Source organism: Bradyrhizobium cosmicum, assembly GCF_007290395.2.
Taxonomy (GTDB): domain Bacteria; phylum Pseudomonadota; class Alphaproteobacteria; order Rhizobiales; family Xanthobacteraceae; genus Bradyrhizobium; species Bradyrhizobium cosmicum.
The window spans coordinates 5,230,687-5,256,447 of the sequence record NZ_CP041656.2 but is presented as its reverse complement, the minus strand read 5'-3'; the positions used below and the strand labels follow the sequence as shown (position 1 = coordinate 5,256,447).

Here is a 25,761-nt window from a genome sequence, read left to right as displayed (position 1 = left end):
CGAGGAGGCAGTCTGGATTGCTTCGTCGCAAGGGCTCCTCGCAATGACGGGGGAGAGAGACAGGCCTCTGCCTCCTCACCCGTCATTGCGAGCGAAGCGAAGCAATCCAGAATCTTTCCACGGGGTTAGCTGGATTGCTCGTTTGCCTCGCCATCAATTCACCTGTCTATCCTTCCCCGCCCAATACGGCTCGCGCAATTGCCGCCGCAAGATCTTACCGCTCGGATTCCGCGGCAGCGCCGGCAGAAACTCCACGCTCTTCGGCGTCTTGAAGCCGGCGATGCGCTCCCGGGTGAAGTTGATGATGTCGGTGGCGGTCGCCTGCTTGCCCGGCTTCATCACCACGACGGCCTTCACCGCCTCGCCCCATTTCTCGTCGGGGATGCCGATCACGGCGGCTTCCGCGACGTCAGGGTGATCGCACAGCGCGCTCTCGACCTCGGCGGGATAGATGTTCTCGCCGCCGGAGATGATCATGTCCTTGATGCGGTCGTGGATGTAGAGATAGCCGTCCTCGTCCATGTAGCCGGCGTCCCCGGTGCGCAGCCAGCCGTCGCTGCGCAGCGTCGAGGCGGTCGCCTCAGGCAGATTCCAGTAGCCGGCCATGTTCGAGCCCGAGCGCGTCGCGATCTCGCCGACCTCGCGTGGCGGCAGCGGCTTGCCGTCAACGTCCAGAATGGCGATCTCGACGCCGGGCAGCGCCTTGCCGGCCGAGCGCATCCGCTCCAGCCCCTCGACGTGGTCCTCCGGCGGCAGCGCGACGATGGTGCCTGTTGTCTCGGTCATGCCGTACATCTGCACGAAGCCGCATTTGAAGACCTCGATGCACTCCTTCAGCAGCGCCGCCGGTATCGGCGAGGCGCCGTACAGCATGTATTTCAATCGCGAGAAATCGACCGTCCTGGCGCGCGGCTGCCGCACCACGAACTGCATCGCCGCCGGCACCATGAACAGCTTGGTGATGCCGGACTGCTCGAAGAAATCCAGCACCTTGGTCGGATCGAACTCGCGCGCGATCACGCCGCGGGCGCCGTGATAGAGCCCCATCACGCCCCAGCCGGAGCCGCCGATATGGAATATCGGCATTGCGACCAGCGATACGTCCTCGGTCGACCACCGGTTCCATTCCGGCTTGTCCGCGGCGTTGCCGGTCTGCACGAGGTTGAGGAAGTTCGCGTGGCTCAGCATCGCGCCCTTCGGCTTGCCGGTGGTGCCGGACGTGTAGAGCTGGATCGCGATGTCCTGGGTAGCGATCGGCACCTTCGGATCGTCCCCGCTCTGCGCGTCGCGCCATGCCGTAAAATCCTGCCATTCCGGCGCACCGCCCTCGGTGGTGATGACGGTGCGCACGCTCGGCAGCTGATCCTTGATCTGGCGGACCTGCGTGATGAATTCAGGCCCGACGAACAGCACCGGCGCCTTGCAGTCGCCCACGATGAAGGCGACCTCGGGGCCCGCGAGCCGCCAGTTCACCGGCGCCATCACGACGCCGGCCTTCATCGCGCCCATCAGCAATTCAAAATAGAGATCGCTGTTCTTGCCGAGATAAGCGATGCGGTCGCCTTTCTTCACGCCCATCGCGAGGAGCGCGTTCGCGACCTTGTTGGTCTTGATGTCGAACTCGGCAAAGCTGGTGACGCGGCCCTCGAACTCGTAAGCGGTGGCGTTGCCGCGGCTCCTGGCGCGCTCGCGCACCATGTCGGCGAGATCAGTCAATGGCTGTGTGGTGGACATGTCTCTCCCGTGACGTTTGTTTTTATGCCTGGGAGTGTGGCGTCATCCGCGGGTGAAGACAAGACGGGAGCCGAGCTGTCGTCCCGGACAAGCGCAGCGAAGCGGAGCGCAGATCCGGGACCCATAGCCACAAGACGCAATTTGGCGAAGACGGGTCATGGCCTGTCTTCGCCAAACGATGTTCGGTGGTTATGGGTCCCTGCTTTCGCAGGGACGACAGTTGTGGAGGATGCGAAAGTATCAGCCGCTGACAAGCTTCCGTGAGACGAACCTCACCCCCGCTTCGCCCGGTCCTTCTCGTTCTGCGCCATGATGCTTTCGCGCGCAGTCTTCCAGTCGTCGTCGCTCCAGTCGCGGAGTTGGTAGAAATTGCCGCCCATGGCGAGCGCCTGCGCGCCGTCCATGGCGATGGTCTCGCCATTGATCCAGTCGCAGCCGCCGGAGATCAGGAACACCGCGAGGTTCTGCAACTCTTCCATGGTGCCGACGCGGCCCATCGGGTTCATCGCCTTGGTGCGCGCACCGGCCTCGTCGCCGGGCTTGATGCGCTTGCTCATGCCCTCGGTCGGGATCTCGCCCGGCGCGATCGTGTTGAGGCGGATGCCGTAGCGGCCCCATTCGGTCGCGAGCGACATCGTCATGGCGTGGATCGCCGACTTGCTCATCGCCGACGGCACCACGTAGGGCGAGCCGTTGCGGACCCAGGTCACGGTGATCGAGACGACGTTGCCGGGTTGCTTCAGCGCGATCCAGCGCTTGCCGATCGCCTGCGTCACGTAGAACGTGCCGTGCATGACGATGTTGGCGACCGCGTCGAAGCCCTTCGGCGAAAGCTCCTCGCTGCGCGAGATGAAATTGCCGGCGGCGTTGTTGATGAGGTCGGTGAGGGGCGCATCGCGAAAGATGGTCTCGACCATCTCCTCGACCGCGAGGGCATTGCGGATGTCGACGCCGTGGCTGGTGACGCGGCCGCCATACTGATCCATCAGCTCGGTCGCGGTCTCGTCGCAGACGACCTTGCGCCGGCCACAGATATGCACCTCGGCGCCGAGCTGGAGGAACCGCGCCGCCATCGACTTGCCAAGCCCGGTCCCGCCCCCGGTCACGAGAATGCGCCGTCCGGCCAGAAGATTTTCCTTGAACATCGCTGTTTCTCCCGTACGGATTGTCAGTTAATTGGTCGATTGACTAAATCCGGCCGCCGTCTTCCTGTAAAGCGGCACCGAACAAGAACAGGCAAGAACCAGGGGAGAATTCGTCCATGGAAGAGCGCGTCTCGATCTCGATCTCGGAAGGCGTAGCTGACGTGCGTCTGGTGCGCGCGGACAAGATGAACGCGCTCGATCAGGCGATGTTCGAGGCCCTTGTCGCCGCAACCGAACGGCTTTCGAAGGAAAAAGGCGTGCGCGCCGTCGTGCTGTCAGGCGAGGGCCGCGCCTTCTGCGCCGGTCTCGACATGGGGCGTTTTGCAGCCATGAAGGAGAAGGGCGGCAACGGAATTCCGGGTGGCGAAAATCGCGATCTCACCAAGCGCACGCATGGCCAGGCGAATTTTCCGCAACAGGCGGTGTGGGGCTGGCGCCAGCTTCCGGTTCCGGTGATCGCGGCCGTGCACGGCGTCGCCTTCGGCGGCGGCTTCCAGCTCTCGCTCGGCGCCGACATGCGCTTCCTCAGCCCCGATGCGCGAATGTCGGTGATGGAGATCAAATGGGGCCTCGTGCCTGACATGGCGGGCACGCCGGTCCTGGCCTCGCTGGTGCGCGACGACATCTTGCGCGATCTCACCTACACCGGCCGCATCTTCTCTGCGCAGGAGGCGATGAGTTACGGCCTCGCTACGCGCATCTGCGACGACCCGCGCGCCGCCGCGCTCGAAGCCGCGCGCGAGATCGCCGGCAAGAGCCCCGATGCGATTCGCGCGGCCAAGCGGCTGCTCAACAATCTCTCGGTCGATCCCGGTCCCGCATTGCTGGCCGAGTCCGTCGAGCAGCAGAAGCTGATCGGCAGCGCCAACCAGACCGAAGCGGTGCGCTCCAATCTGGAGAAGCGCGCGGCGAAGTATGCGGATTAGCCACCGTCATTCCGGGGCGCCGCGCAAGCGGCGAGCCCGGAATCCATACTCCCGATGGTGGTTATGGATTCCGGGCCTGCGCCTTCGGCGCATCCCCGGATGACGAGTGATATTGTGGCCATCGTGTTCAACCCGACGAAAGATCGGAACGCAAAAATGAGTGGAACGTCTCCCTTTCTCGGCATCGTCTCCGGCGAGCGCCGCCGGACCCACGCCGAGGTCGCCAGCCGCGCCGATCGCATCGCGAGCGGCCTTGCCACGCTCGGCGTCAGGCAGGGCGATTGCGTCTGCATGCTGATGCGCAACGACATCGCTTTCCTCGAGGCGGCCTATGCCGCGATGCGGCTTGGGGCCTATGGCGTGCCGATCAACTGGCACTTCAAGCCGGAGGAGATCAACTACATCCTCGGCGACACCGGCACCTCCGTCCTGATCGGACATGCCGACATGCTGCACGCCCTGCGCGACGTGATTCCGAAGGGCGTCACCGTGCTCAGCGTCCCAACGCCGCCGGAAATTCTGTCGAACTACAAGGTCGATCCCGATCATTTGACAACGCCGGATTTTGCGATCGATTTCGAAACCTGGCTCGTGCAGTACCAGCCCTATGACGGCCCGGTCGTGCCACAGCCCATGAACATGATCTACACCTCGGGCACGACAGGCCATCCCAAGGGTGTGCGGCGCAATGCACCGACGCCGGCGCAGCAGGCCGCTGGCGAGCGCATGCGCGCGATGATCTACGGGCTGAAACCCGGCGCCCGCGCGATCCTGCCGGGGCCGCTCTATCATTCCGCGCCGAACTCGTTCGGCATCCGCGCCGGCAAGCTCGGCGGCGTCCTGGTGCTGATGCCGCGTTTCGAGCCCGAAGAGTTTCTTGAACTGATCGAGCGCTACAAGATCGACACCATCTTCATGGTGCCGACCATGTTCATTCGCCTGATGAAGCTGCCGGAGGCGGTGCGCAGGAAATACGACGTCTCCTCGCTCCGCCACATCATCCACGCCGCCGCGCCTTGTCCGGCGGACGTCAAGCGCGCCATGATCGAGTGGTGGGGGCCGGTGATCTACGAGTTCTACGGCTCGACCGAATCTAGTGCGGTCACCTTCGCGACCTCCGAGGACGCGCTGAGGAAGCCCGGCACGGTTGGCAGGATTTCGCCCGGCGCCGAGTTGCGCTTCGTCGGCGAGGACGGAAGCTTGCTTGATGTCGGCGAAATCGGCGAGATCTATTCCCGCATGGCCGAGATGGCGGACTTCACCTATCACAACAAGCCGGAGAAGCGCGCCGAGATCGACCGCGACGGTTTCATCACCTCCGGCGATGTCGGTTACATCGACGCAGACGGCTATGTCTTCATTTGCGACCGCAAGCGCGACATGGTGATCTCGGGCGGCGTCAACATCTATCCGGCCGAGATCGAATCCGTGCTGCACGCCGTTCCCGGCGTGCATGACTGCGCCGTGTTCGGGATCCCCGATGCCGAGTTCGGCGAGGCGCTGATGGCGGTGGTCGAGCCGCAGCCGGGCGTCACGCTCGATGCCGCCGACGTCCGGGCGCGGTTGAAGACCTCGCTGGCCGACTACAAGGTGCCGAAGCATATCGAGATCCGCAACGGTTTGCCGCGCGAAGACTCCGGCAAGATCTTCAAGCGCCGCCTGCGCGATCCCTATTGGGAGCAGGCGGGACGGAAGATCTGAACGCCTCGTAGCCGGATCGAAACGACAGGAAACCATTTGTCATGACCGACGCCGCAAACGAAGTCCTCTACACCGTCGCCGACCACATCGCGACCATCACGCTGAACGCGCCGGAGCGCATGAACACGATCTCCGGACCGATGCTGAACGATCTGGCGCGGCTATTGACCGAGGCCAACGAGGACAGGAACGTCCGCGTCGTCATCCTCACCGGGAAGGGCCGGGCGTTCTGCGCCGGCCTCGATCTGCGCAAGGAACGCGACGGCAACGGCCTCAGCGCCGCGTCGTCGCCGACCACGATCAATTTGCGCAACACGCCGCCGACGGTGTTGCAGGCGATGGACAAGCCGACCATCTGCGCCGTCAATGGCGGCGCGGCCGGCTACGGCATGGATACCGCGCTCGGCTGCGACATCCGCATCATGGCGGAATCCTCAAAACTCGCCGCCGCCTTCGTCAAGCGCGGCGTGGTGCCGGAATCCGGCGGCACCTGGCTGCTGCCGCGCATGCTCGGCTGGGCCAAGGCCTCCGAGCTGATCTTCACCGGCCGCACGCTCAGCGCGCGCGAATGCCTGGACTGGGGTCTCGCCAACGAGGTCGTGCCGGATGCCGAGTTGATGACCCGCGCCACCGCGATCGCTCGCGAGATCGCCGCCAACGCGCCGCTCGCGGTGCAGGCCTCCAAGCGCATGATGCGGATGGGCCTGAACGAAAACTTCTCCGACCACGTCCACCACGTCTATCTCCAGCTGCTGCCGTTGTTCAAGACGCAGGACATGGCCGAGGGCATGAAGGCGTTCATGGAGAAGCGCGAGCCGAAGTTCGAGGGGCGCTGATCCGAACCCCTACGCCAGCTCCCCGCCCACGAACAGCAGGAACGACCGCCCCGGCACTTTGTAGATCGCATCGAACTCGAACCGGTCGCCCGACGCACCGTCGGCGATGGTCGTGTCGAGCAGCAGCGACCAGCACGGGCCGGCCGTGGTGTGCGGCAGCTTGAAGTCGACCTCGCCCTCGTAGCTGTTGAGGATGATCAGCACGCTGTCGTCCTCGCCGCGGCGCGGGATCGCGGTCTTGCGCGCGCGGCCGTCGAGCACGACGCCGAAGCACTTTTGCCAGCCGTTCTCCCAATCGGCGCTCGTCATCTCGCCGCCGTTGGCGTTGACCCAGACGACGTCGCGGATGTCGAGCTGCGCGTCATGGGCACCGGTGAGGAAGCGGCTGCGGCGCAGGATCGGGTAGTCGCGCCGGAGCTGGATCACGCGCTTGGTGAAGGCGAGCAGCGCCTGCGCATCGTCGCCCATGGTCCAGTCGAACCAGGAGATGTCGCTGTCCTGGCAATAGGCGTTGTTGTTGCCCTGCTGGCTGCGGCCGAACTCGTCGCCGCCGAGCAGCATCGGCGTTCCCTGCGAGAGCAGCAGCGTCGCCAGCATGTTGCGCTTCTGCCGCTCGCGCAGCGCAAGGATGTCCTTGTCGTCGGTCGGGCCTTCAACGCCGCAATTCCAGGACAGATTGTTCGAATTGCCGTCCTTGTTGTTTTCGCCATTGGCGTCGTTGTGCTTGTCGTTGTAGCTCGCCCAGTCGTTCAGCGTGAAGCCGTCATGGGCAGTGATGAAATTGACGCTTGCCCATGAGCGCCGGCCGCCCCAACGGCCGAAAATGTCGGCCGACCCGAGCAGCCGCGCGGCAAGCGCGGAGGGCGGGGCCTCGCCGCGCCAGTAGTCGCGCACGATGTCGCGATATTTGTCGTTCCACTCGGCCCAGCCGGGCGGGAAGCCGCCGACCTGGTAACCGCCGGGGCCGCAATCCCAGGGCTCGGCGATCAGCTTCACGGTCGCCAGCAGCGGATCCTGGTCCATCGCCTTCAGGAAGCCGCTCTGCTCGTCAAAGCCGTAGACCTCGCGGGCGAGAATAGTGCCGAGGTCGAAGCGGAAGCCGTCGATATGCATGTGGCCGGCCCAGTAGCGCAGGCTGTCCATCACCATCTGGATCACGCGGGGATGGGACAGGTTGACGGTGTTGCCGGTGCCGGTGTCGTTGATGTAATAGCGCCGCCGGTCCGGCAGCAGGCGATAATAGCTGGCGTTATCGATGCCCTTGAACGACAGCGTCGGCCCGAGCTCGTTGCCTTCCGCGGTGTGGTTGTAGACGACGTCGAGGATCACCTCGAGCCCGGCGCCGTGCAGCTTCGACACCATCTCCTTGAACTCGCGCAAGGAGTTCGGCACGTCGGAGGCATAGCGCGGATCCGGCGCGAAGAAGCCGATGCTGTTGTAGCCCCAGTAGTTGACCAGGTTCTTTTTCAGCAGATAGTCGTCGTTGATGAAGGAGTGCACCGGCAGCAGCTCGACCGAGGTGACGCCGAGCGAGGTCAGGTGTCCGATCATCTCGGGCGCGGCGAAGCCGGCATAGGTGCCGCGCAGATGCTCGGGCACGTCGGGGTGCTTCTTGGTAAAGCCCTTCACATGCGTTTCGTAGACGATGGTCTCGTCCCAATGCACGTTATGCCGCGCCGTCTCGGCCTGCCAGTCGAAATCCGGATCGACCACCACGCATTTCGGCATGAACGGCGCGCTGTCGCGCTCGTCGAAGGTGGTGTCGTCGCCAGTCTCCATCTTGTAGCCGAACACCGCCGGGTCCCATGTCAGGGTGCCGGCGTGGGCGCGCGCATAGGGATCGAGCAGGAGCTTGTTCGGGTTGAAGCGATGGCCGGCCTCGGGCTGATAGGGGCCGTGGACGCGAAGGCCGTAAAAGGTGCCGGGCCCCACGCCTGCGATGTAGCCGTGGAAGACCTGGTCGGTATATTCCGGCAGCTCGAAGCGGTGCGTCTCGCGATCGCCGTCGAACAGGCAGACCTCCACCTTGGTGGCATTGGCTGAAAAGACCGCAAAATTCGTGCCCTTGCCGCTCCAATGGGCACCCAACGGATACGGCAGGCCTTCCTCGATGACGAAATCGGACATGTAAATCCCCAGGCCCCAATGGCCGCGACAGCAACGCCGTTGTGTTCCGATTGTTTCAATCGCTGTGCCATTCTGACGATCGCGTGCGTCAATTCGATGAAGTGGAAGGCGGGCGACGCCATTTGAGGCAATCGGACGCGGCGGAGGCCGCTGGCCGTCTTCGCAGCGATGATTTTCGCGCCTATATAGGCGGGATCATTGACCGCGGATAAAAACCATGACCCCCGTTTCCATGTTGCTCAACATCCTCTGGATCCTCATCGGCGGCGCCTGGATGGCGGCCGGCTGGCTGATCGCCGCGGTCATCATGGCGATCACCATCGTCGGCCTGCCCTGGGCGCGCGCGGCGTTCAACATCGCCGTCTACACGTTGCTGCCGTTCGGATCGCGGGCGGTCAATCGCTATGAGGTCACCGGTGTCGAGGATATCGGCACCGGGCCGCTCGGGGTGATCGGCAACATCATCTGGTTCGTGCTGGCCGGCTGGTGGCTGGCGCTCGGTCATCTCGTGACGGCTCTGGTGCTGGCCGTGACCATCATCGGCATCCCCTTCGCCTGGGCCCATCTGAAGCTCGCCGGCATCGCGCTCTGGCCGATCGGCAAGGTGATCGTGCCGGCCTAGGGGCGAACGCGAGACATGCCGCTCACTAGCCCCATCAAGCCTTATGATCCGACGTGGCCGCAACAATACGCGGCAGAAGAGGCGCGACTGAAGCCTGTTTTCGGTCTCGCGCTGATTGGGATTCATCACGTCGGGAGCACCGCCATACCTGACTTGGTCGCCAAGGCAGAAATTGACGTGCTTGCGGTAGTCAACTCAGACGGCGGGTTGGAAGGTTGGAGCCGATCATTGGTGGCGCTAGGCTACCGTCGCGGAGGCGATCTCTCACCGGGCCACCACTTTTTCAAGCGGGATGTGGGAGGTGCCCGCACTCACAAGCTTCATGTGTGCTTGGATGGTCATGGACAGATTGCTCGGATGCTGAGATTCCGAGATCATCTCCGCAGGCATGCAGAGGACCGTTTGAAATATCAGGAGTTGAAGCTAAGGCTGGAAAGCGAGAACAGCTCAGGTATTCAGCAATACCTGATAGCCAAAGACCCATTCATCCAAGAGATTTTAGCCAACCCCGATTGATGGGCCCTCCCTATGTTCGGACAAACTTGCGGCATCCATCACTAGACATTGCGTTGACGTTAAGAACGCCCGGCGCATCAATTCCGCCGCTGTGCGGACGTGGCCCACGGCGGACTGTCGGCTTCATTGCTCCTGACCGCGCCAGACCTGACAGGCCCTCACACGCGTTGCCCACACCATCCCTCGCGTTGCCCGACGGGCAAAACATGCCACATGCAGGTCAAGGCCGCGCCGTTCAAATATTCTGATTGACCGAAATTCTATATTCGGTTAAACCGCATGCCATCCCGGCCCGCCAAAGGGGCGTTTCGCGATCGTCACGATACGTGAGCCGGGATGCGATGGACGCGGCAGCGCCGGCGCGTGACGGGGTGGCAGGGCGGGCAATCCCCGTGAGCCATCACGATCCGCGGGATCGACACGGCGCGGTTACAGCGTTTCTTTTCGGCTTTTGGGGCGAGCACGCGCAAGCCCTGGAATGATCGGGGAGGGATGTCCGCGGACGGCAAAAGCGTGTGGTCCTGGCGCCCGCAGGCTGGCGTCAAGGCTTGCGGTGATGTGGCGGCCAACCGGTGCGCGCATCGATGAGCCGCAAGGCGACGGGGGCAATAGTGCATCGCTCCCCGAGGAGAGCGCGCCATAAGCCGTAAAACCATTGCGCAGGGAAGGCCGGGCGACCGGCATCACCTGTGGTCACCCCGCGTGCGTATTCCGCGTGCGGACCTTGGGTGCCAGCCGGCGCCCGGCCTTCCCTGCGCCCTTTCTTCTTGATGGGCGAAACGGACAGCAAAGCTCGGGCGAAAGGCGCCGCGAGATCGCGAAAGCATGTTCTTGCTGAGACTGACCACGAGCGCCCGTCAGTTTGCGGTGCTCCCAAGTTCGTCTTGCACTGCGGCAGAAAAATATCGCACACTCGACCCTGCCGGGGTGCCAAGGGTGCTCTTAAAGGGGAGCGAGCCATGTCCCTCCAGACCGTACCATCCGACGTCGCCGATCAGCGCGCCAACCGCCCTGAAGACGCTCAAGCGCTGGACGCGGACGCGCGGCTGCGGGACGACATCCGCCTGCTCGGGCGCATTCTGGGCGACACGGTGCGCGACCAGGAAGGGGCCGATCTGTTCGACCTGGTTGAGCGCATCCGGCAGACCTCGATCCGGTTCCACCGCGACGAGGACCGGCTCGCCCGCCGCGAGCTCGAGCAGATCCTCGACAGCATGTCGACCTCCGAGACGGTGCGGATCGTCCGCGCCTTCAGCTATTTTTCCCATCTCGCCAACATCGCCGAGGACCAGAACAACATCCGCCAGATGCGCGCCCGCAGTGCCGCCAGCGGCTCCGGAGTGCTGGCGGAGACGCTGGCCCATGCAAAAGCCGCGGGGATCGATGCCGATGCGCTGCGGAGCTTCTTCAAGACCGCGCTGGTCAGCCCGGTCCTGACTGCGCACCCGACCGAGGTCCGCCGCAAGAGCACCATGGACCGCGAGATGGAGGTCGCCGCTCTGCTCGACCGCCGCGAACGCGTCGCGCTGACCGCGGACGAGGCCGTGGCCTCCGACGAGCAGCTTCGCCGCGAGGTGCTGACGCTGTGGCAGACCAATCTGCTCCGCCGGACCAAGCTCACGGTGCTCGACGAGGTCGCCAACGGCCTATCGTTCTACGATTACACGTTCCTGCGCGAGGTGCCGCGGCTGGTCAACGTGCTGGAGGACCGGCTGGAGGAGGGCGGCGAGCAGGCCGCGGGCGAGCTCGCCTCGTTCCTGCGCATGGGAAGCTGGATTGGCGGCGACCGCGACGGCAATCCCTTCGTCACCGCCGACGTCATGCGCGGCACGCTGCGGCTGCAGTCGAGCCGGGTGATGCAGTTCTATCTGGAAGAGCTGCACGTGCTCGGCTCCGAGCTGTCGATCGCGGCGCACCTTGCCGACATCTCAGAGGAGCTGCGCACTCTGGCGGAGCGCTCGCCGGACACCTCGCCACACCGGATCGGCGAGCCCTATCGCCTCGCGGTCTCCGGCATCTATGCCCGCCTGACCGCGACGGCTGAAAAGCTTCAGGTCGAGATCACGCGCCGGCCGGTGGGCAAGGGTGCACCCTATGGGAGCGTCAGGGAGCTGCAGGCCGACCTCGACGTGCTGCACCGCTCGCTGATCTCCAACAACGCCCGTGTCATCGCGCGCGGCAGGCTCCGGCTGCTGCGGCGCGCGGTGGACTGCTTCGGCTTCCATCTGGCGCGGCTCGACATCCGCCAGAACTCTGCCGTGCACGAGCGCACCATCGCCGAGCTGATGGACGCCGCCAACCCCGGCATGTCCTATCTCGCGCTCGGCGAAGACGCCCGCATCTCGCTGCTGACCAACGAGTTGCGCAGCCCGCGCTCGCTGGTCTCGCCCTTCGTCAAGTACAGCGACGAGACCATGGGCGAGCTCAACGTCTTCCATGCCGCGGCGGAAGCGCATGCGAAGTTCGGCTCGGACTCCATTCCCCAGTGCATCATCTCGATGTGCAAGAGCATGTCCGACATGCTCGAGGTCGCGGTGCTGTTGAAGGAAGTTGGCCTCGTCCATCCCTCCGGGCGCAGCGCCATCAACATCGTGCCGCTGTTCGAGACCATCGAGGATTTGCAGGCTTCAAGCGTCATCATGGATCGGATGCTGTCGCTGCACGATTACCGTCGCCTCGTCGACAGCTGTGGCGGCGTGCAGGAGGTCATGCTCGGCTATTCCGACAGCAACAAGGATGGCGGCTTCGTTACCTCGGGCTGGGAGCTCTACAAGGCCGAGATCGGTCTCGTCGAAGTGTTCGAGCGGCATCACGTGCGGCTGCGGCTGTTCCACGGCCGCGGCGGCTCGGTCGGCCGCGGCGGCGGTCCGAGCTATGACGCCATCATCGCCCAGCCCGGCGGCGCCGTGAACGGCCAGATTCGCATCACCGAACAGGGCGAGATCATCTCGTCGAAATATTCCAACGCCGAGGTCGGCCGCAGCAATTTGGAGATCCTCGCGGCCGCGACGCTTGAGGCGAGCCTGCTGCATCCGCGCCAGAGCGCGCCACGCCGCGAATATCTCACCGCGATGGACGAGCTGTCGGGCCTCGCCTTCAAGGCTTATCGTGGCCTCGTCTACGAGACCGAGGGCTTCGTCGATTATTTCTGGGCCTCGACCGTGATCAACGAGATCGCGACCCTCAACATCGGCAGCCGTCCGGCCTCGCGCAAGAAGACCCGCGCGATCGAGGATTTGCGCGCAATCCCCTGGGTGTTCTCATGGGCGCAATGCCGCCTGATGCTACCGGGCTGGTACGGCTTCGGCAGCGCGGTCGAGCAGTGGATTGCGCAGCATCCCGACAAGGGCATGCCGTTCCTGAAAGAGCTCTACAATGAGTGGCCGTTCTTCCGCATGCTGCTGTCGAACATGGACATGGTGCTCGCCAAGAGCTCGATCGCGATCGCCTCGCGTTATGCCGAGCTCGTGCCGGACGAAGCCCTGCGCGAAAAAATCTTCGGCCGCATCCGCCGCGAATGGCATTCCTGCATCGAGACGCTGCTCGACATCATGGGTCAGGACCGCCTGCTGCAGGGCAACCCGCTGCTGGAGCGCTCGGTGCGCCACCGATTCCCCTATCTCGATCCGCTCAACCACGTGCAGGTCGAGCTCTTGAAAGAGCACCGCGCGCAGAACCCGGACGAGCAGGTGCTGCGCGGAATTCAACTGACGATCAACGGGATTTCGGCGGGGTTAAGGAACACCGGCTAACCATAGAGCCACGTCGCGACGCCACACTCAGTCGTCATGCCCGGGCTTGTCCCGGGCATCCACGTTCTAGGTACCGCGCGTCAATACGTGGATGGCCGGGACAAGCCCGGCCATGACGCGCGGAGACTACTGAGCGCTCAACAGAAATGCGCGCCCTGCGTCTCCACATAGACCGCATACAGCGATTGGCTCGCGGTCATGAACAGGCGATTGCGCTTCCTGCCGCCGAAGCACACGTTGGCGCAGGTCTCGGGCAGCAGGATCTGTCCAATGCGCGCGCCGTCGGTCGGTGCAAATATCTGCACGCCGTCGTAGCCGGGACCAACCCAGCCGGCGCCGACCCAGATGTTGCCTTCGGTGTCGACGCGAAGGCCATCGGGGAAGCCTGACTTGCCGTCAAGCTTCATGTCGATCAGCTTCTTCGGGTTCGACAGCTTCGCTCCGTCGATGTCGTAGGACCACACCACGTTTTCAGCCTGCGGATAATGCGTGATGCCGGTGTCGCAGACATAGAGCTTCTTGTAGTCGTGGCTGAAGGCGATGCCGTTCGGCTTGAACGGTTCGTCCGCAACCTTGGCAACCTGTCCGGTCTGCGGGTCGAGCCGATAGACTGCTTCCTTCTGGTAGGGCTGCAGCGAGCCGGTGTTGGCGAGCTTGCCTTCGTAGATGCTGATCGCGCCATAGCCGGGATCGGTGAACCAGATCGTCTTGTCGTTGGGATGCACGACCATGTCGTTCGGGCCGTTGAGCGGCTTGCCGCCGGCCTGCTCGGCCAATGTCGTCACCGAACCGTCATGCTCGTAGCGGACGAGACGGGTGCGCTCGGCGGAAAGCTGGCGCCCCTCGGTGTCGAACGAATTGCCGTTGGCCTCGTTCGACGGCTTGTGGAACTGCTCGGAGATGTGACCGTCGTCGTCGAGATAACGAAGCTGCCTGTTGGCCGGGATGTCGCTCCAGACGAGATATTGTCCTTGCGCATTCCACGCCGGCCCCTCCGCCCACAGGCAGCCGGTATAGAGCCGCTTGATCGAGGTGTTGCCGACCTTCGCCTTGAAGCGCTTGGGATCGATGGCAACGATATCGGGGTCGGGATAGCGCTGCGGCTCGGCATTGGCGCCGAAGTCGCGGGCCTCCGTGCGCGAGGCGAGCAGGGCGGATGCGGCGACGGTTACGGCGCCCTTGAGCAGCGTGCGTCGGCCGAGACCGCCGCTTGCGGTGGTATTGTCGGAGTTGGTCAGTATTCTTGTCATGGTTTCCTCCCAAGATTTTGTTGGGAGGCGACCATCCGCCTGCAATCTGGCGTAATGCAGGGCGATCTCCGGAGAAGACAACCAGAGATCGCAGGGCAGGAATGCCGGAAATGTGGCTAGACGCTTACACCGGATCCCACGGGAAAATGTCCGCCGAACGATCGAGCTTGTAGAACGAGCCCTTCAGCGCCGGCATGCCGTGTTCCGCGATCGACTGCGGCGTCCAGCCTTCGCTCCGGTGCACCGAGCGCAGCGGGCGGTTCTGGCTGAACAGGAACAGCTCGTTCATGCGCGCGCCGAAGATCTGCCCGGTGACGTCCTTGGCGGCATCGGAGAGCAGATAGGCGCAGATCGGCGCGATCTTCTCCGGGCCCATCTGCTTGATCTTCTCGACACGCGCCTTCTCGGCCTCGGTCTCGGTCGGGATGGTGCCGATCATCCGGGTCCAGGCGAACGGCGAGACGCAGTTCGAGCGGACGTTGAAGCGGCCCATGTCGAGCGCGATCGACTTCGACAGCCCGACGATGCCAAGCTTGGCGGCGGCGTAGTTGGCCTGGCCGAAATTGCCGATCAGGCCCGAGGTCGAAGTGAAGTGCACGAACGAGCCGGACTCCTGCTCGCGGAAAATGCGCGCGGCGGCATGGCTGACGTAGAACGAGCCCATCAGATGCACCTTGATGACGGCCTCGAACGCCTCCACGCTCATCTTGTGGAAGATCATGTCGCGCAGGATGCCGGCATTGTTGACGACGCCGTCGAGCCGGCCGAAATGGTCGGTCGCGGCCTTGACGATCTTGCTGGCGGGGATCGCCTCCGCCACCGATTCGAAATTGGCCACCGCACTTCCGCCGCGCTTCTTGATCTCCTCGACGACTTCCTCGGCGGGGGTGGCGCTGGTGCCGGCGCCGTCGGCGGCGACGCCGGGGTCGTTGACGACGACCTTCGCGCCCTCCGCGGCGCACAGCAGCGCGATCTCCCGCCCGATGCCGCGGCCTGCGCCGGTGACGATGATGACCTTGTCCTGCAGTGATTTGCTCATGTGGGTTACCTCTCGTTCGTAAACACGATCGTGCCACTTGCGGCGAACATGCCGCCGACGCCGTGGCACACCGAAATCTTCGCGTTCGGCACCTGCGCCGGCGCGATGCCGCGCATCTGGCGCACGCTCTCCTGGAGCGCGTACATGCCGTACATGCCCGAATGCATGTAGCTCAATCCGCCGCCATTGGTGTTGAGCGGCAGCTTGCCGCCGGGGCGGGTGTTGCCGTCGGCAATGAACTTGCCGGTCTCCTCATGCGGCATGAAGCCGAGATCGCCGAGGCCGTACAGCGGCAGATGCGCAAACGCGTCGTAGATCATGAGATGATCGACGTCCTTGTGTGCGATGCCGGCTTCCTTGAACGCGAGGGGACCGGCGGTCTTGAACGCGCGCGAGGAGTTGAACGTCTCCATCTGGCTGACCATCGGCGTTTCCACGCTCTCGCCCGTGCCCATGATGTAGACCGGCTTGCGCGGGAAGTCCTTGGCCCGGTCGGCCGAAGTCAGGATCAGCGCGCCGCCGCCGTCGGTGACGAGACAGCATTGCAGCAGGCGGAACGGATAGGCGATCATGCGCGAGTTGAGGACGTCGGCGACCGTGATCGGCTCCTTCATCATCGCTCGCGGATTCTTCGCCGCCCATTCGCGCTGTACCACGGCGACCGAAGCCAACTGCTCGTGGGTGATGCCGTAGGTCTTCATGAAGCGCAGCACGGGGATCGGGAACATGCTGGGCGGTCCGTAGACGCCGAACGGCGCCTCGAACTGGCCTTGCAGGCTGTCGGCGGGGATCGAGCGCGGCGCCTTGCCGATCATCGACTTGCCGCTCTCGGCATGCGTGATCAGCACGGTCTTGCACAGGCCGGCCTCGATTGCCGCGGCGGCATGGCGAACATGCAGCATGAACGAGCAGCCGCCGACCGAGGTGCCGTCGACCCAGGTCGGCTTGATGCCGAGATAGTGGCAGACCTGCTGCGGCGTCTCGACCGCGGTGGCAAAGCCGTCGATGTCGGACAGCTTCAGCCCGGCATCGGCAATGGCGTTGAGCGCCGCATCCGCGTGAAGCTGGAGCTGCGAGGCGTTGGGGATGATTCCGAGCTCGGTGGTCTCGGCCGCGCCGACGACGGCAACCTGGTTGCTGCGCATGGTCTATCCCTTCGCCGGACGGAACACGGGGAGGGTGATCTTGTCGTCGAGCGCCTCGAACGCCACTTCGAGCTTCATGTCGAGTTCGAGCGCCTCCGGGGTCTGCGGGCAGTCGATGATGTTGCTCATCATCCGCGGCCCCTCGTCGAGCTCGACCACCGCGATCGCGTAAGGCGGCGTGAAGCCGGGTGCCGCGGGGCGGTGGTTGATCACGTAGCTGTAGAGGAAGCCCTTGCCGCTCGCCTTGAAGATGCTGACCTTGCGCGAGGCGCAGGACGGGCAGAACGGGCGCGGCGGGAAATAGACATGCGCGCAGGCGTCGCAGCGCTGCAGACGCAGTTCGCCCGCCTTGGTGCCCTCCCAGAAATGCTGGGTCTCCGGCGTCGGTTTTGGTCGCGCGCGCTGCGGTTCGGCCATGTCGGCAGCTCCTCCCAGAAAGGCTCAGGTTTCAGACCTGCCTGTTTCGATCTTGATGCGACAATCGACCATGGCGCGTCAACGGTCCAGCAATGTGCATGCATGCCATCATGCGCACAATGCTTGTGTCTAACTGAGCCGTCGCTATAGATTGCGCGCGTAATATTCCGTGAGACAGACATGACCGATTTTCCGACACTGGCGAAGCTCGCCGACGACCTCGAAAGCGGCCGCACCACCTCCCGCAAGCTGGTCGAGGCCTGCATCGCCAGGATCGCCGATCCCGCCGGTGAAGGCCAGCGCACCTTCATCCACGTCGACAAGGACGCCGCGCTCGCGGCGGCGGACGCGATGGACGGCTTGCGCAAGGCCAAGGCCGCGCCGTCGCGCTATGCGGGTATCCCGGTCTCGATCAAGGATCTGTTCGACGTCAGGGGCCAGGTGACGCGCGCCGGCTCCCGCGCGCTCGACGATTCGGCGCCCGCCGAGCAGGACGCCGCCACGGTGGCGCGGCTGCGCAAGGCCGGGTTTGTCGTGATCGGCCGCACCAACATGACCGAGTTCGCCTATTCCGGTATCGGCATCAATCCGCATTACGGCACGCCGAAGGGGGCCTGGAACCGGGCCGAGGGCCACGTGCCCGGAGGCTCGTCCTCGGGCGCCGCAGTCTCCGTGCTCGACGGCATGGCGCATGGCGCGCTCGGCACCGACACCGGCGGCTCCTGCCGCATACCGGCGGCCTACAACGGCATCGTCGGCTACAAGCCGACGCAGCGCCGCGTGCCGCTCGATGGCTCCGTGCCGCTGTCGTTCTCGCTCGACAGCATCGGGCCGCTGGCGCGATCGGTCAGCTGCTGTGCCATTCTCGATGCGGTTCTCGCGAACGAGCCGATCGTCGCGCTGAAGCCGCGTCCCGTGAAGGGGATGCGGCTGGCGGTGCCGACTACGATTGCGCTCGACGACCTCGATGCGGAGGTCTCAGCGACGTTCGAGCGCGCCCTGAAATCGCTCGCCGACCACGGCGCCATCATCGAGCGCATCGAGATGGCCGAATTCCACGACATCGGCCCGATGAACGCCAAGGGCGGCTTTGCGGCGTCCGAAAGCTACGCCTGGCACCGCTATCTCCTCACCGCCAAGGGCGACGTCTACGATCCCCGCGTCTCCGTGCGCATCCTGCGCGGCGAGGCGCAGAGCGCGGCCGACTACATCGATCTCCTCAACGAGCGCCGCTCGCTGATCGCCCGCGTCAACGCCCGCATCGCGCTTTATGACGCCCTGGTGCTGCCGACCACCGCCAACACGCCGCCGAAGATCGCAGATCTCGCCGACGACAAGGCGTTCACTACCGAGAACCTGCGCGCGCTGCGCAATTGCACCCTGATCAACATGATCGACGGCTGTGCCATCTCGCTGCCCGCACATCGCGAGGGCGAAATTCCCGTCGGCCTGATGGTGGCAGGAGCGGGCGGATCGGACCGTCGCATCTTTGAACTTGCTGCCGGCATGGAGGCCGTAATTCGTGTTTGACCTGACTTTCACCGTCGACGCCCAGGACACCACCACGCCGCTGACGCTGGCGATCGACCAGATGGTCATCGCCGGCTGGACCGGCCGCGATCCGGTCGCGCGCGACAAGCACATCAAAGAGCTTCAGGAGATGGGCATCGCCCCGCCGGCTTCGACGCCGATCTATTATCGCGGCGCCGCGCGGCGGCTGACCCAGCAAGACCGCATCGAATGCACCGGTGACGATTCCTCCGGCGAGGTCGAGTTCGTGCTGATCGGCTGGCAGGGCCGCATCTTCGTCGGCTGTGGCTCCGACCACACCGACCGCAAGGTCGAGGCCTACAACGTCACGGTGTCCAAGCAGATGTGCGACAAGCCGATCGCATCGACGCTATGGGAGCTCGAGGACGTCATCGGCCATTGGGACAGGATGATCCTGCGCTCCTATGCCACCATCAAGGGCGAGCGCGTGCTCTACCAGGAGGGCACGCTTGACGCGATGCTGCCAGTCGCCGACCTCATCGCGCGCGGTTTCGACGGCGGAAAATTCCCCGACGGCTGCGCCATGTTCGGCGGCACCTTTGCGGCCAAGGGCGGCATCCGCCCCGCCGACCGCTTCGATTTCGAGCTGGAAGACCCCGTGCTGAAGCGCACGATCAAGCACGGATACGACGTGGTGACGCTGCCGGTGCGTGGCTGATCGGCGTCGTCATTCGTTGACGGGCCGGGTTTGGGCGCCCGGCGCTTCCCTGAGCAGGAGCGGCCGGTTCTTGGCCGCTGCAGCCTGCGTATCGCTGATCAATCCAGCCGTCTGCATGCGATCGATGCCGTAATCTCGTGCGCGCGTGTCGAATGTTCGAGTGCGGAACGGCCATCGTGCGCGCGTCATAAGAAACGCGATTTCGCCGATTTCGAGGTCCGCGAGCGCCTTTCCAAAGTAGATCTCCGCCCCGGCCGCCACGCCAAATGCGCTGCGGCCCAGATAGCTCTCATTGAGATAGATCTCAAGGATCCTGTCCCGGGACAGGCTGCGCGTGACGCGCTGCATGAAGTAGATCGATGCGATTGGATCGACCTGCCGGTCATTCTCCGCGCTGAGCAAGAGCAGGCAGCGCGCGACAGATTGCGTGATGCCGGCCGGCTTGGGGCTGCGTCCAGTCCCTAGAGCCAATACGATCTCGACAATCGGATTCAACGACCAGGCTTCATAGAAGTCAGGCTGCTCATAAGCGATCACGGCGTTTCGCAGCAGGGGGGACATATCGACGAGGGGAATGGTGGCACGCCCGGGATCGGTCCTGCACGCCGGGCCTGTCGGCGAAACCGCCGCGAGCTGGGCTTCGGTCGGAAGTCCGAAGCTGTAACCGTAGTGCCAGACCAGCCAGGCGGAGGTGGCCAGCAGGCCGATGCCCGTGAGCGAGAGCAGGGCCAGCGTCGTCTTTGCAGCTATGACGAGAAATCTGCGCATCAGGTGCAGGCTGAATGAGCGGGATGAGGTTCGTCCAACCTCGCGATGGAACCGGACGGAATTGGGGCGGGTTGGGCCTGACGGAAATCGGGTGGTCGTTCTGGCCGCGATCTGCCACATCCACCACCGTCATTCGGGGCGCGCCCATTGGGGCGCGAGCCCGGAATCCATCGTGCGTCATGGTCGGTGGAGCAGTGGATTCCGGGCTCGCGACCTTGTCGCGCCCCGGAATGACGGAGAGGATATTTCTATGGCAATCGCGAAACTTGCTCCCGCTGCCGTCAACATGGCAGCCGACCTCGCCGCTCACGTCGACACCCTCGACTGGCCCCAGATCACGAGCGAGCTCGAGACCCAGGGCTGCGCCGTCCTGAAGAACCTGCTGACGCCGGACCAATGCCGCGCCATCGCCGCCCTCTACCCCAACGACGCAGGCTTCCGCAGCCGCATCGTCATGGGCCGCCACGGCTTTGGCCGCGGCGAGTACAAATATTTCTCCTACCCGCTGCCCGACCTGATCGCCGAGCTGCGCCCGGCGCTCTACGCGCATCTGCAAGGCGTCGCCAATCGCTGGAACGAGGCGATGGGAATCGACATCCGCTATCCCTCCGCGCATGCTGCCTTCCTCAAGCGCTGCCACGACGCGGGCCAGGCACGGCCGACGCCGCTGCTGCTGCAATACGAAGCGGGCGACTTCAATTGCCTGCATCAGGACCTCTATGGCGAGCACGTGTTCCCGCTCCAGGTCGCGATCCTGCTGTCCGAGCCGGGCCGCGATTTCACCGGCGGCGAGTTCGTGCTGACCGAGCAACGCCCGCGCATGCAGTCCCGCGCCGAGGTGGTGCCGCTGGCGCAGGGAGATGCGGTCGCCTTCGCTGTGCATCATCGCCCGGTGCAGGGGACACGCGGCTCCTACCGCGTTAACCTCCGCCATGGCGTCAGCCGGATCAGATCCGGCCAGCGCCACACCCTGGGTGTGATTTTTCATGATGCCAAATGAGCGCTGCGATTGACGGGTGATCTGTTCGACACGGTCGCCGAAGCCCAGCCGTCGCGCGAGGAGATCGCCGACGGCGCCGTTCTGCTGCGCGGATTCGTCAAGCCGATCGAGAGCGAGCTGATCGAAGCCGTGCGCGCCATCGTCGGGCGGTCGCCGTTCCGGCGCATGACCACGCCCGGCGGCCATCTGATGTCGGTAGCCATGACCAATTGCGGCGAGCGCGGCTGGATCACCGATCACACCGGCTATCGCTACGACCCGATCGACCCGAAGACCGGCGCGCCATGGCCGGCGATGCCGCCGGTGCTCCGCGATCTGGCCCGGCACGCGGCAGAGCAGGGCGAGTTTGCCGGCTTCGCGCCCGATGCCTGCCTCGTCAACCGCTACGAGCCCGGCACGCGGCTGTCGCTGCATCAGGACAAGGACGAGCTGGACTATTCGGCGCCGATCGTCTCGGTCTCGCTCGGGCTGCCTGCGACATTCCTGTTCGGCGGCATGGCGCGCAGCGACAAGCCGCGCCGCTTCCGGCTGGTCCATGGCGACGTCGTGGTCTGGGGTGGGGCGAGCAGGCTCGCCTATCACGGCGTGGCCCCGCTCGCCGACGGCGAGCACCCGCTGCTCGGGCGCAAGCGGATCAATTTGACCTTCCGCCGGACGCGCTGACGCGTTTCCTCGCAGCCCTCACTCGTCTAAGGTTCCGGCGGGGGAGACAGCGACATGGCGACGACACAACTCTCGGCCGGTACTGCGACGGCCAATCGCACCGGCCTTTATCTGGCCGTGCTGCAACTGGCGTTCACGCTGGGCTGGACCACCTACGTCATCTATCTGCCGAAGCTCGCGGCCGAAGTCGGCATCGCACCATCCGCCGTCATCCTCATCCTGATGCTGGACCAGGCGATCTTCACCATCGCCGACACGGCGATGGGGATCGCCGCGGACAGGCTCGCGCCTTATGTCGGCAGGCTTGGCCTGTTCGTCGGGCTCGTGGCCGCGATCTCCTGCGGCGCGTTCGTCGCGATGCCCTTCGTAGCCGGCGTCGGCGCGGCTGCGCAGGTCTGGTTCATTGCGCTGATCGTGGTCTGGTCGATCGCTTCGTCTGCCTTGCGGGCGCCGCCGCTGACCCTGCTCGGCAAATACCGTGCCCGGCCGCAGGTGCCATTCCTCGCCGCGCTGGCGATGCTCGGCTATGGGGTCGCCGGCGCGGTCTCGCCCTATCTCGGCGTGGTGATGCGCGAGCATGACGCGCGGCTGCCGTTCGTGATCTCCAGCGTCGTGCTGCTGCTCACGGCGCTGGCGCTGTCGCGGATCGAGCACGATGTCGCGCGCGATACCTCGCTGCCGACGCCGGCCGAAGCGGCAAAGCCGCTGGGCGTGGTGCCGATCATCTTCATCGTCGCGATGGTGGCGCTGGCACTCGGCTTTCAGCTGCACTTTGCCATGAACAGTGCGCCGTCCTATCTGCGCTTTGCGAGGCTCGACGAGCTGCCATGGCTGATGCCGGTGTTCTGGATCGGTTTCAATATCGCGATGTTCCCAGCGAGCGTGGTCGTCAAGCATCGCGGTGGCCTGATCGTGATGGGCGCGGCCGGGCTGTTCGGTGCGGTCGCGATCGCGGCGGCCGAGTTCGCCGGTAGCCTCAACACGCTGATCGCCGCGCAGTTTCTCGCCGGCGCCGCGTGGGGCTGCATGCTGATGAGTGCGGTCTCCGCTGCGCTGGCGATCGGCTCGACCGGTGCGGAAGGCAAGGTCACCGGCCTCGTTTTCTCGGCACTGGCGCTCGGCACCTTCGCGCGCATGGCGGCGGTCGCTGGCGGCTTGCAGAAGATGCCGGACTACGCGCCCCTGCTGCATTGGGCGCCGGTCGCCTGCTGGTCGGTCGCAGGCGCCGGCTTGCTGGTGATCGCGGCGGCGCGACTACAGGGTGGCGTTCACCTCAGGGCTTCGGCGGGTGAATGAACGCCCACGGGCTGACTTCCGAATCCCTGATGACCTCGACCGAGATCAGGTACGGCCCGCCATGGGCCAGCGCCTTCTCCATCGCCGCCTTGAACTGGTCCGGCGCGGTGACGCGGGCCGCCGCGACACCGAAGGATTCTGCCAGCTTGACGAAGTCCGGGTTGACGAGGTCGGACGCCACCACGCGGCCGTCGAAGCGTTCGCGCTGGTCGCGGCGGACGTTGCCGTAGGCGTTGTTGTTGAACACCAGCGTCACCACGCCGATGTTGAACTGCACGGCGGTGGCAAGCTCCTGTACGCCGAACATGAAGCCGCCGTCGCCGGTGATCGCCACCACCGGCTTGTCGGGATTGGCGACCTTGGCGCCAAGCGCGGTCGGGAAGCCCGAGCCAAGCGTGCCCTGATAGCCTGACGTAATGAAGGTGCGCGGCTGGTAGACCGGGAAGCCGTACCAGGAGGCGAAGCCGAACTGCGACAATTCATCTGTGACGATCGCGTTCGCCGGCAGCACCTCGCGCAAAATGTTGAGATACGCCATCTGCGGCTGGATGCGCTGGATCTCTGCCTGCGCGGCTGCGGTCGCCTCACGGATCGCGGCGCGGCGGCCGGCCGTCTTGCCGTAGCCGGCCTTGCTGACGGCGGCGGCGAGATCGGCGGTCGCAGCCTTGGCATCGGCGACGATCGCGGTGTCACAGACAACACGGCGCATTTCGGCGGGATCGATATCGATGCGAACCGACTTCAGGTCAGGCGGCTGGTAGGGCCAGCGGAAGCCCGATACCGGCAGCTCCGCGCGGGTCCCGATTGCGATCATCAAGTCGGTCTTCGCCCACAGCTTGTATGCGGCCGCCATGGTCAGCCCGAGTTCGTGCGCATTGGAGACGATGCCGCGCCCGCTGCGGAAGGCGACCACGGGCGCATCGATCATCTCGGCGAGCGCGAGGATCTCCGCGCCGGCCTCGATCGCACCGCTGCCGACGAAGATCATCGGCGCCTTGCTGTCCTTGATCAACCTGGCGGCCTGCTTGATCATATCGGGGTCAGGCCGCGGCGCGGGCAGCGGCTCCAGCACCTGTGCCGCCGCGGTGTCCGCGCGCTGGGTGAAGACATCCCAGGGCATCTCGACGGAGGCGGGGCCGCGACGGCCGGAGGTCATCTCCTGGAAGGCACGTGCGACCACCGTCGGGGCGTATCCGGGATGCTCTATCCGCTCGGCCCATTTCACATAGGTGCGCAGGGTCGCGAGCTGGTCCGGCATCTCGTGGAGATGGCCACGGCCCTTGCCCAGGAACTGCGTCGGCACCTGGCCGGTGACGCACAGCACCGGCTCGTTGCAGCCAAATGCAGTGAGCAGCGCTGCGCTGGCGTTGAGCACACCGGGGCCAGGCACCACGCTGAACACGCCGGGCCTGCCACTGGAGCGCGCATAGCCGAACGCCATGTAGCCGCAGGCCTGCTCGTGCCGCGCGCCGATCACCTTGAGCTGGGCCTGGTGGAAGGCGTCGAACAGGCCGTAGACCTGCGCGCCGGGCAGGCCGAACACGGTGTCGACGCCATGGGCGACAAGGCCGCTTACGATCGCTTCGCCGCCGGTGAGGGTGGTCATTGCATCATTCCACTTCAATTATTGATCAGGCTTCGTCGACGACGCCGTTGCGCAAGCTTCCGATGCCCTCGGCCGCGATCTCGACGACATCGCCGGGCTTCAAATAGCGCGGCGGATCGAACCTTGCACCGGCGCCGGTCGGCGTGCCCGTGACGATGATGTCGCCCGGGACCAGCGTTGCGAAGGTCGAAATATAGCTGATGAGGGTGCGGAACGGAAACATCAGCCGGCTGGTACGGTCGTCCTGCCGCATCTCACCATTGACGTGTGTGGTCAGGCGGATATCGGCGATCTGCGATTCCTTCGTGTAGGGCACCAGCCAAGGCCCGAGGCTGCCGCTGGAATCGAAGTTCTTGCCCTGCGTGACATTGAACTTGCCATGACGCAGCCAGTCGCGCACCGAGCCTTCGTTGCAGAGCGTGAGCGCGGCGATGTGGTCAAGCGCGGCGCTTTCCGGAATGTGCCGGCCGGCCTTGCCGATCACCAGAACGATCTCGCCCTCGTAGTCGAGCTGCGCGGACGCGCGCGGGCGCACCAGCGGGGTGTCATGGCCGACGAAGGAGCGGGGCGAGCGCATGAACATGCTCGGATATTTCGGCGCGTCCTGACCGTCCTTGTACTCGGCGTTACGATCAGGATAGTTGACGCCGATGCAGATGATCTTTTCCGGTGCGGGTACCGGCGGCAGCCAAATGATGTCACCGAGCGCCTGGTCCGGCGTCAGGCTGGCCGCCTCCTCGGCGAGCCTCACCAGCTTCCCGGCCGCGATCACCTCGCGCAACGTCGGATAGTCCTTGGCGTAGCGCGTCGAGAGATCGACGATGCCACCCTCCAGCATGGCGCCGTAGCGGGTTTCACCCTTGACGGAATAGGTGGCGAGGCGAGGGAGCTTCATTGGTGATCTATCTCTCTTGTCGTCCCTGCCTAGTGCGCAATTGCGCACGGGCGCAGGGACCCATACCGCGTGATCTATCGATAGCGTGTGATGACAAGCCCGAACGGCCAACCT

At 64.9% G+C, this 25,761-nt stretch carries 21 protein-coding genes; 11 read left to right on the top strand and 10 right to left on the bottom strand.

Annotated elements, in window-relative coordinates:
- Positions 1–153: 153 nt before the first annotated feature.
- Both FNV92_RS25285 and FNV92_RS25280 read right to left on the bottom strand, forming a co-directional pair.
- Entirely contained in the window at positions 154–1,734 is a 1,581-nt protein-coding gene (locus tag FNV92_RS25285; RefSeq protein ID WP_143844087.1) for a fatty acid--CoA ligase, read from the bottom strand.
- Positions 1,735–2,006: 272 nt separating this feature from the next.
- The gene (locus FNV92_RS25280; protein WP_143844088.1) at positions 2,007–2,879 is read right to left on the bottom strand and encodes an SDR family oxidoreductase; all 873 of its coding nucleotides are present in this window, start codon (positions 2,877–2,879) and stop codon (positions 2,007–2,009) included.
- A 116-nt stretch (positions 2,880–2,995) separates the two neighbouring features.
- Between FNV92_RS25280 and FNV92_RS25275 the strand changes: the two genes are divergently transcribed.
- The 3 genes from FNV92_RS25275 to FNV92_RS25265 all read left to right on the top strand — a co-directional run bounded on the left by FNV92_RS25275 (position 2,996) and on the right by FNV92_RS25265 (position 6,342).
- Positions 2,996–3,805, top strand: a complete 810-nt coding sequence (locus FNV92_RS25275; protein WP_143844089.1) for a crotonase/enoyl-CoA hydratase family protein — start codon at positions 2,996–2,998, stop codon at positions 3,803–3,805.
- 156 nt (positions 3,806–3,961) lie between these two features.
- A complete protein-coding gene (locus FNV92_RS25270) occupies positions 3,962–5,506 on the top strand; it encodes an acyl-CoA synthetase (protein WP_143844090.1) in 1,545 nt (514 codons plus the stop codon).
- Positions 5,507–5,547: 41 nt separating this feature from the next.
- On the top strand, positions 5,548–6,342 hold the full coding sequence (locus FNV92_RS25265) for an enoyl-CoA hydratase/isomerase family protein (protein ID WP_143844091.1): 795 nt from the start codon (positions 5,548–5,550) through the stop codon (positions 6,340–6,342).
- Positions 6,343–6,351: 9 nt separating this feature from the next.
- Here the strand turns inward: FNV92_RS25265 and glgX are convergent, their stop codons facing one another.
- Complete coding sequence (glgX, locus tag FNV92_RS25260) at positions 6,352–8,469, bottom strand: glycogen debranching protein GlgX (protein WP_143844092.1); 2,118 nt, start codon at positions 8,467–8,469, stop codon at positions 6,352–6,354.
- Positions 8,470–8,686: 217 nt separating this feature from the next.
- Between glgX and FNV92_RS25255 the strand changes: the two genes are divergently transcribed.
- The 3 genes from FNV92_RS25255 to ppc all read left to right on the top strand — a co-directional run bounded on the left by FNV92_RS25255 (position 8,687) and on the right by ppc (position 13,359).
- Positions 8,687–9,091 carry a YccF domain-containing protein gene (locus FNV92_RS25255; RefSeq protein WP_143844093.1) on the top strand — a complete coding sequence of 135 codons (405 nt, stop codon included), beginning with the start codon at positions 8,687–8,689 and terminating at the stop codon, positions 9,089–9,091.
- A 15-nt stretch (positions 9,092–9,106) separates the two neighbouring features.
- Complete coding sequence (locus tag FNV92_RS25250) at positions 9,107–9,607, top strand: GrpB family protein (RefSeq protein WP_143844094.1); 501 nt, start codon at positions 9,107–9,109, stop codon at positions 9,605–9,607.
- Positions 9,608–10,566: 959 nt separating this feature from the next.
- Positions 10,567–13,359, top strand: coding sequence for a phosphoenolpyruvate carboxylase (ppc, locus tag FNV92_RS25245; protein ID WP_143844095.1), 2,793 nt, complete (start codon positions 10,567–10,569; stop codon positions 13,357–13,359).
- Positions 13,360–13,496: 137 nt separating this feature from the next.
- On the opposite strand, the gene FNV92_RS25240 is transcribed toward ppc, so the two are convergent.
- The 4 genes from FNV92_RS25240 to FNV92_RS25225 form a co-directional block, all read right to left on the bottom strand.
- Complete coding sequence (locus FNV92_RS25240) at positions 13,497–14,609, bottom strand: SMP-30/gluconolactonase/LRE family protein (protein WP_143844096.1); 1,113 nt, start codon at positions 14,607–14,609, stop codon at positions 13,497–13,499.
- A gap of 124 nt (positions 14,610–14,733) precedes the next feature.
- Positions 14,734–15,648 (bottom strand): SDR family oxidoreductase, encoded by a 915-nt coding sequence (locus tag FNV92_RS25235; RefSeq protein ID WP_143844097.1) that lies wholly within the window; start codon positions 15,646–15,648, stop codon positions 14,734–14,736.
- Between the two features lie 5 nt (positions 15,649–15,653).
- Positions 15,654–16,793, bottom strand: a complete 1,140-nt coding sequence (locus tag FNV92_RS25230) for a thiolase C-terminal domain-containing protein (protein WP_143844098.1) — start codon at positions 16,791–16,793, stop codon at positions 15,654–15,656.
- 3 nt (positions 16,794–16,796) lie between these two features.
- A complete protein-coding gene (locus FNV92_RS25225) occupies positions 16,797–17,210 on the bottom strand; it encodes a Zn-ribbon domain-containing OB-fold protein (RefSeq protein ID WP_143844099.1) in 414 nt (137 codons plus the stop codon).
- Between the two features lie 180 nt (positions 17,211–17,390).
- Between FNV92_RS25225 and FNV92_RS25220 the strand changes: the two genes are divergently transcribed.
- Complete coding sequence (locus FNV92_RS25220) at positions 17,391–18,740, top strand: amidase (RefSeq protein ID WP_143844100.1); 1,350 nt, start codon at positions 17,391–17,393, stop codon at positions 18,738–18,740.
- Positions 18,733–19,419 (top strand): DUF2848 domain-containing protein, encoded by a 687-nt coding sequence (locus tag FNV92_RS25215; RefSeq protein ID WP_143844101.1) that lies wholly within the window; start codon positions 18,733–18,735, stop codon positions 19,417–19,419. Before FNV92_RS25220 ends, FNV92_RS25215 begins: the two co-directional genes overlap by 8 nt.
- Positions 19,420–19,428: 9 nt before the next feature.
- Here the strand turns inward: FNV92_RS25215 and FNV92_RS25210 are convergent, their stop codons facing one another.
- Complete coding sequence (locus FNV92_RS25210; protein WP_244623643.1) at positions 19,429–20,307, bottom strand: transglycosylase domain-containing protein; 879 nt, start codon at positions 20,305–20,307, stop codon at positions 19,429–19,431.
- Between the two features lie 130 nt (positions 20,308–20,437).
- Here FNV92_RS25210 and FNV92_RS25205 point away from each other — a divergent pair, with 130 nt between their 5' ends.
- Genes FNV92_RS25205 through FNV92_RS25195 form a run of 3 tightly spaced genes read left to right on the top strand, consistent with a single transcriptional unit; the run spans position 20,438 to position 23,146 of the window.
- A complete protein-coding gene (locus FNV92_RS25205; RefSeq protein ID WP_143844102.1) occupies positions 20,438–21,187 on the top strand; it encodes a 2OG-Fe(II) oxygenase in 750 nt (249 codons plus the stop codon).
- A gap of 9 nt (positions 21,188–21,196) precedes the next feature.
- Entirely contained in the window at positions 21,197–21,850 is a 654-nt protein-coding gene (alkB, locus tag FNV92_RS25200) for a DNA oxidative demethylase AlkB (protein WP_143844103.1), read from the top strand.
- 54 nt (positions 21,851–21,904) lie between these two features.
- Entirely contained in the window at positions 21,905–23,146 is a 1,242-nt protein-coding gene (locus FNV92_RS25195) for an MFS transporter (protein ID WP_143844104.1), read from the top strand.
- Here FNV92_RS25195 and FNV92_RS25190 read toward each other — a convergent pair.
- On the bottom strand, positions 23,124–24,752 hold the full coding sequence (locus tag FNV92_RS25190; RefSeq protein ID WP_143844105.1) for a thiamine pyrophosphate-dependent enzyme: 1,629 nt from the start codon (positions 24,750–24,752) through the stop codon (positions 23,124–23,126). The two genes, FNV92_RS25195 and FNV92_RS25190, sit on opposite strands and share 23 nt — an antisense overlap.
- A 25-nt stretch (positions 24,753–24,777) precedes the next feature.
- Entirely contained in the window at positions 24,778–25,647 is an 870-nt protein-coding gene (locus FNV92_RS25185; RefSeq protein WP_143844106.1) for a fumarylacetoacetate hydrolase family protein, read from the bottom strand.
- Positions 25,648–25,761: the final 114 nt, after the last annotated feature.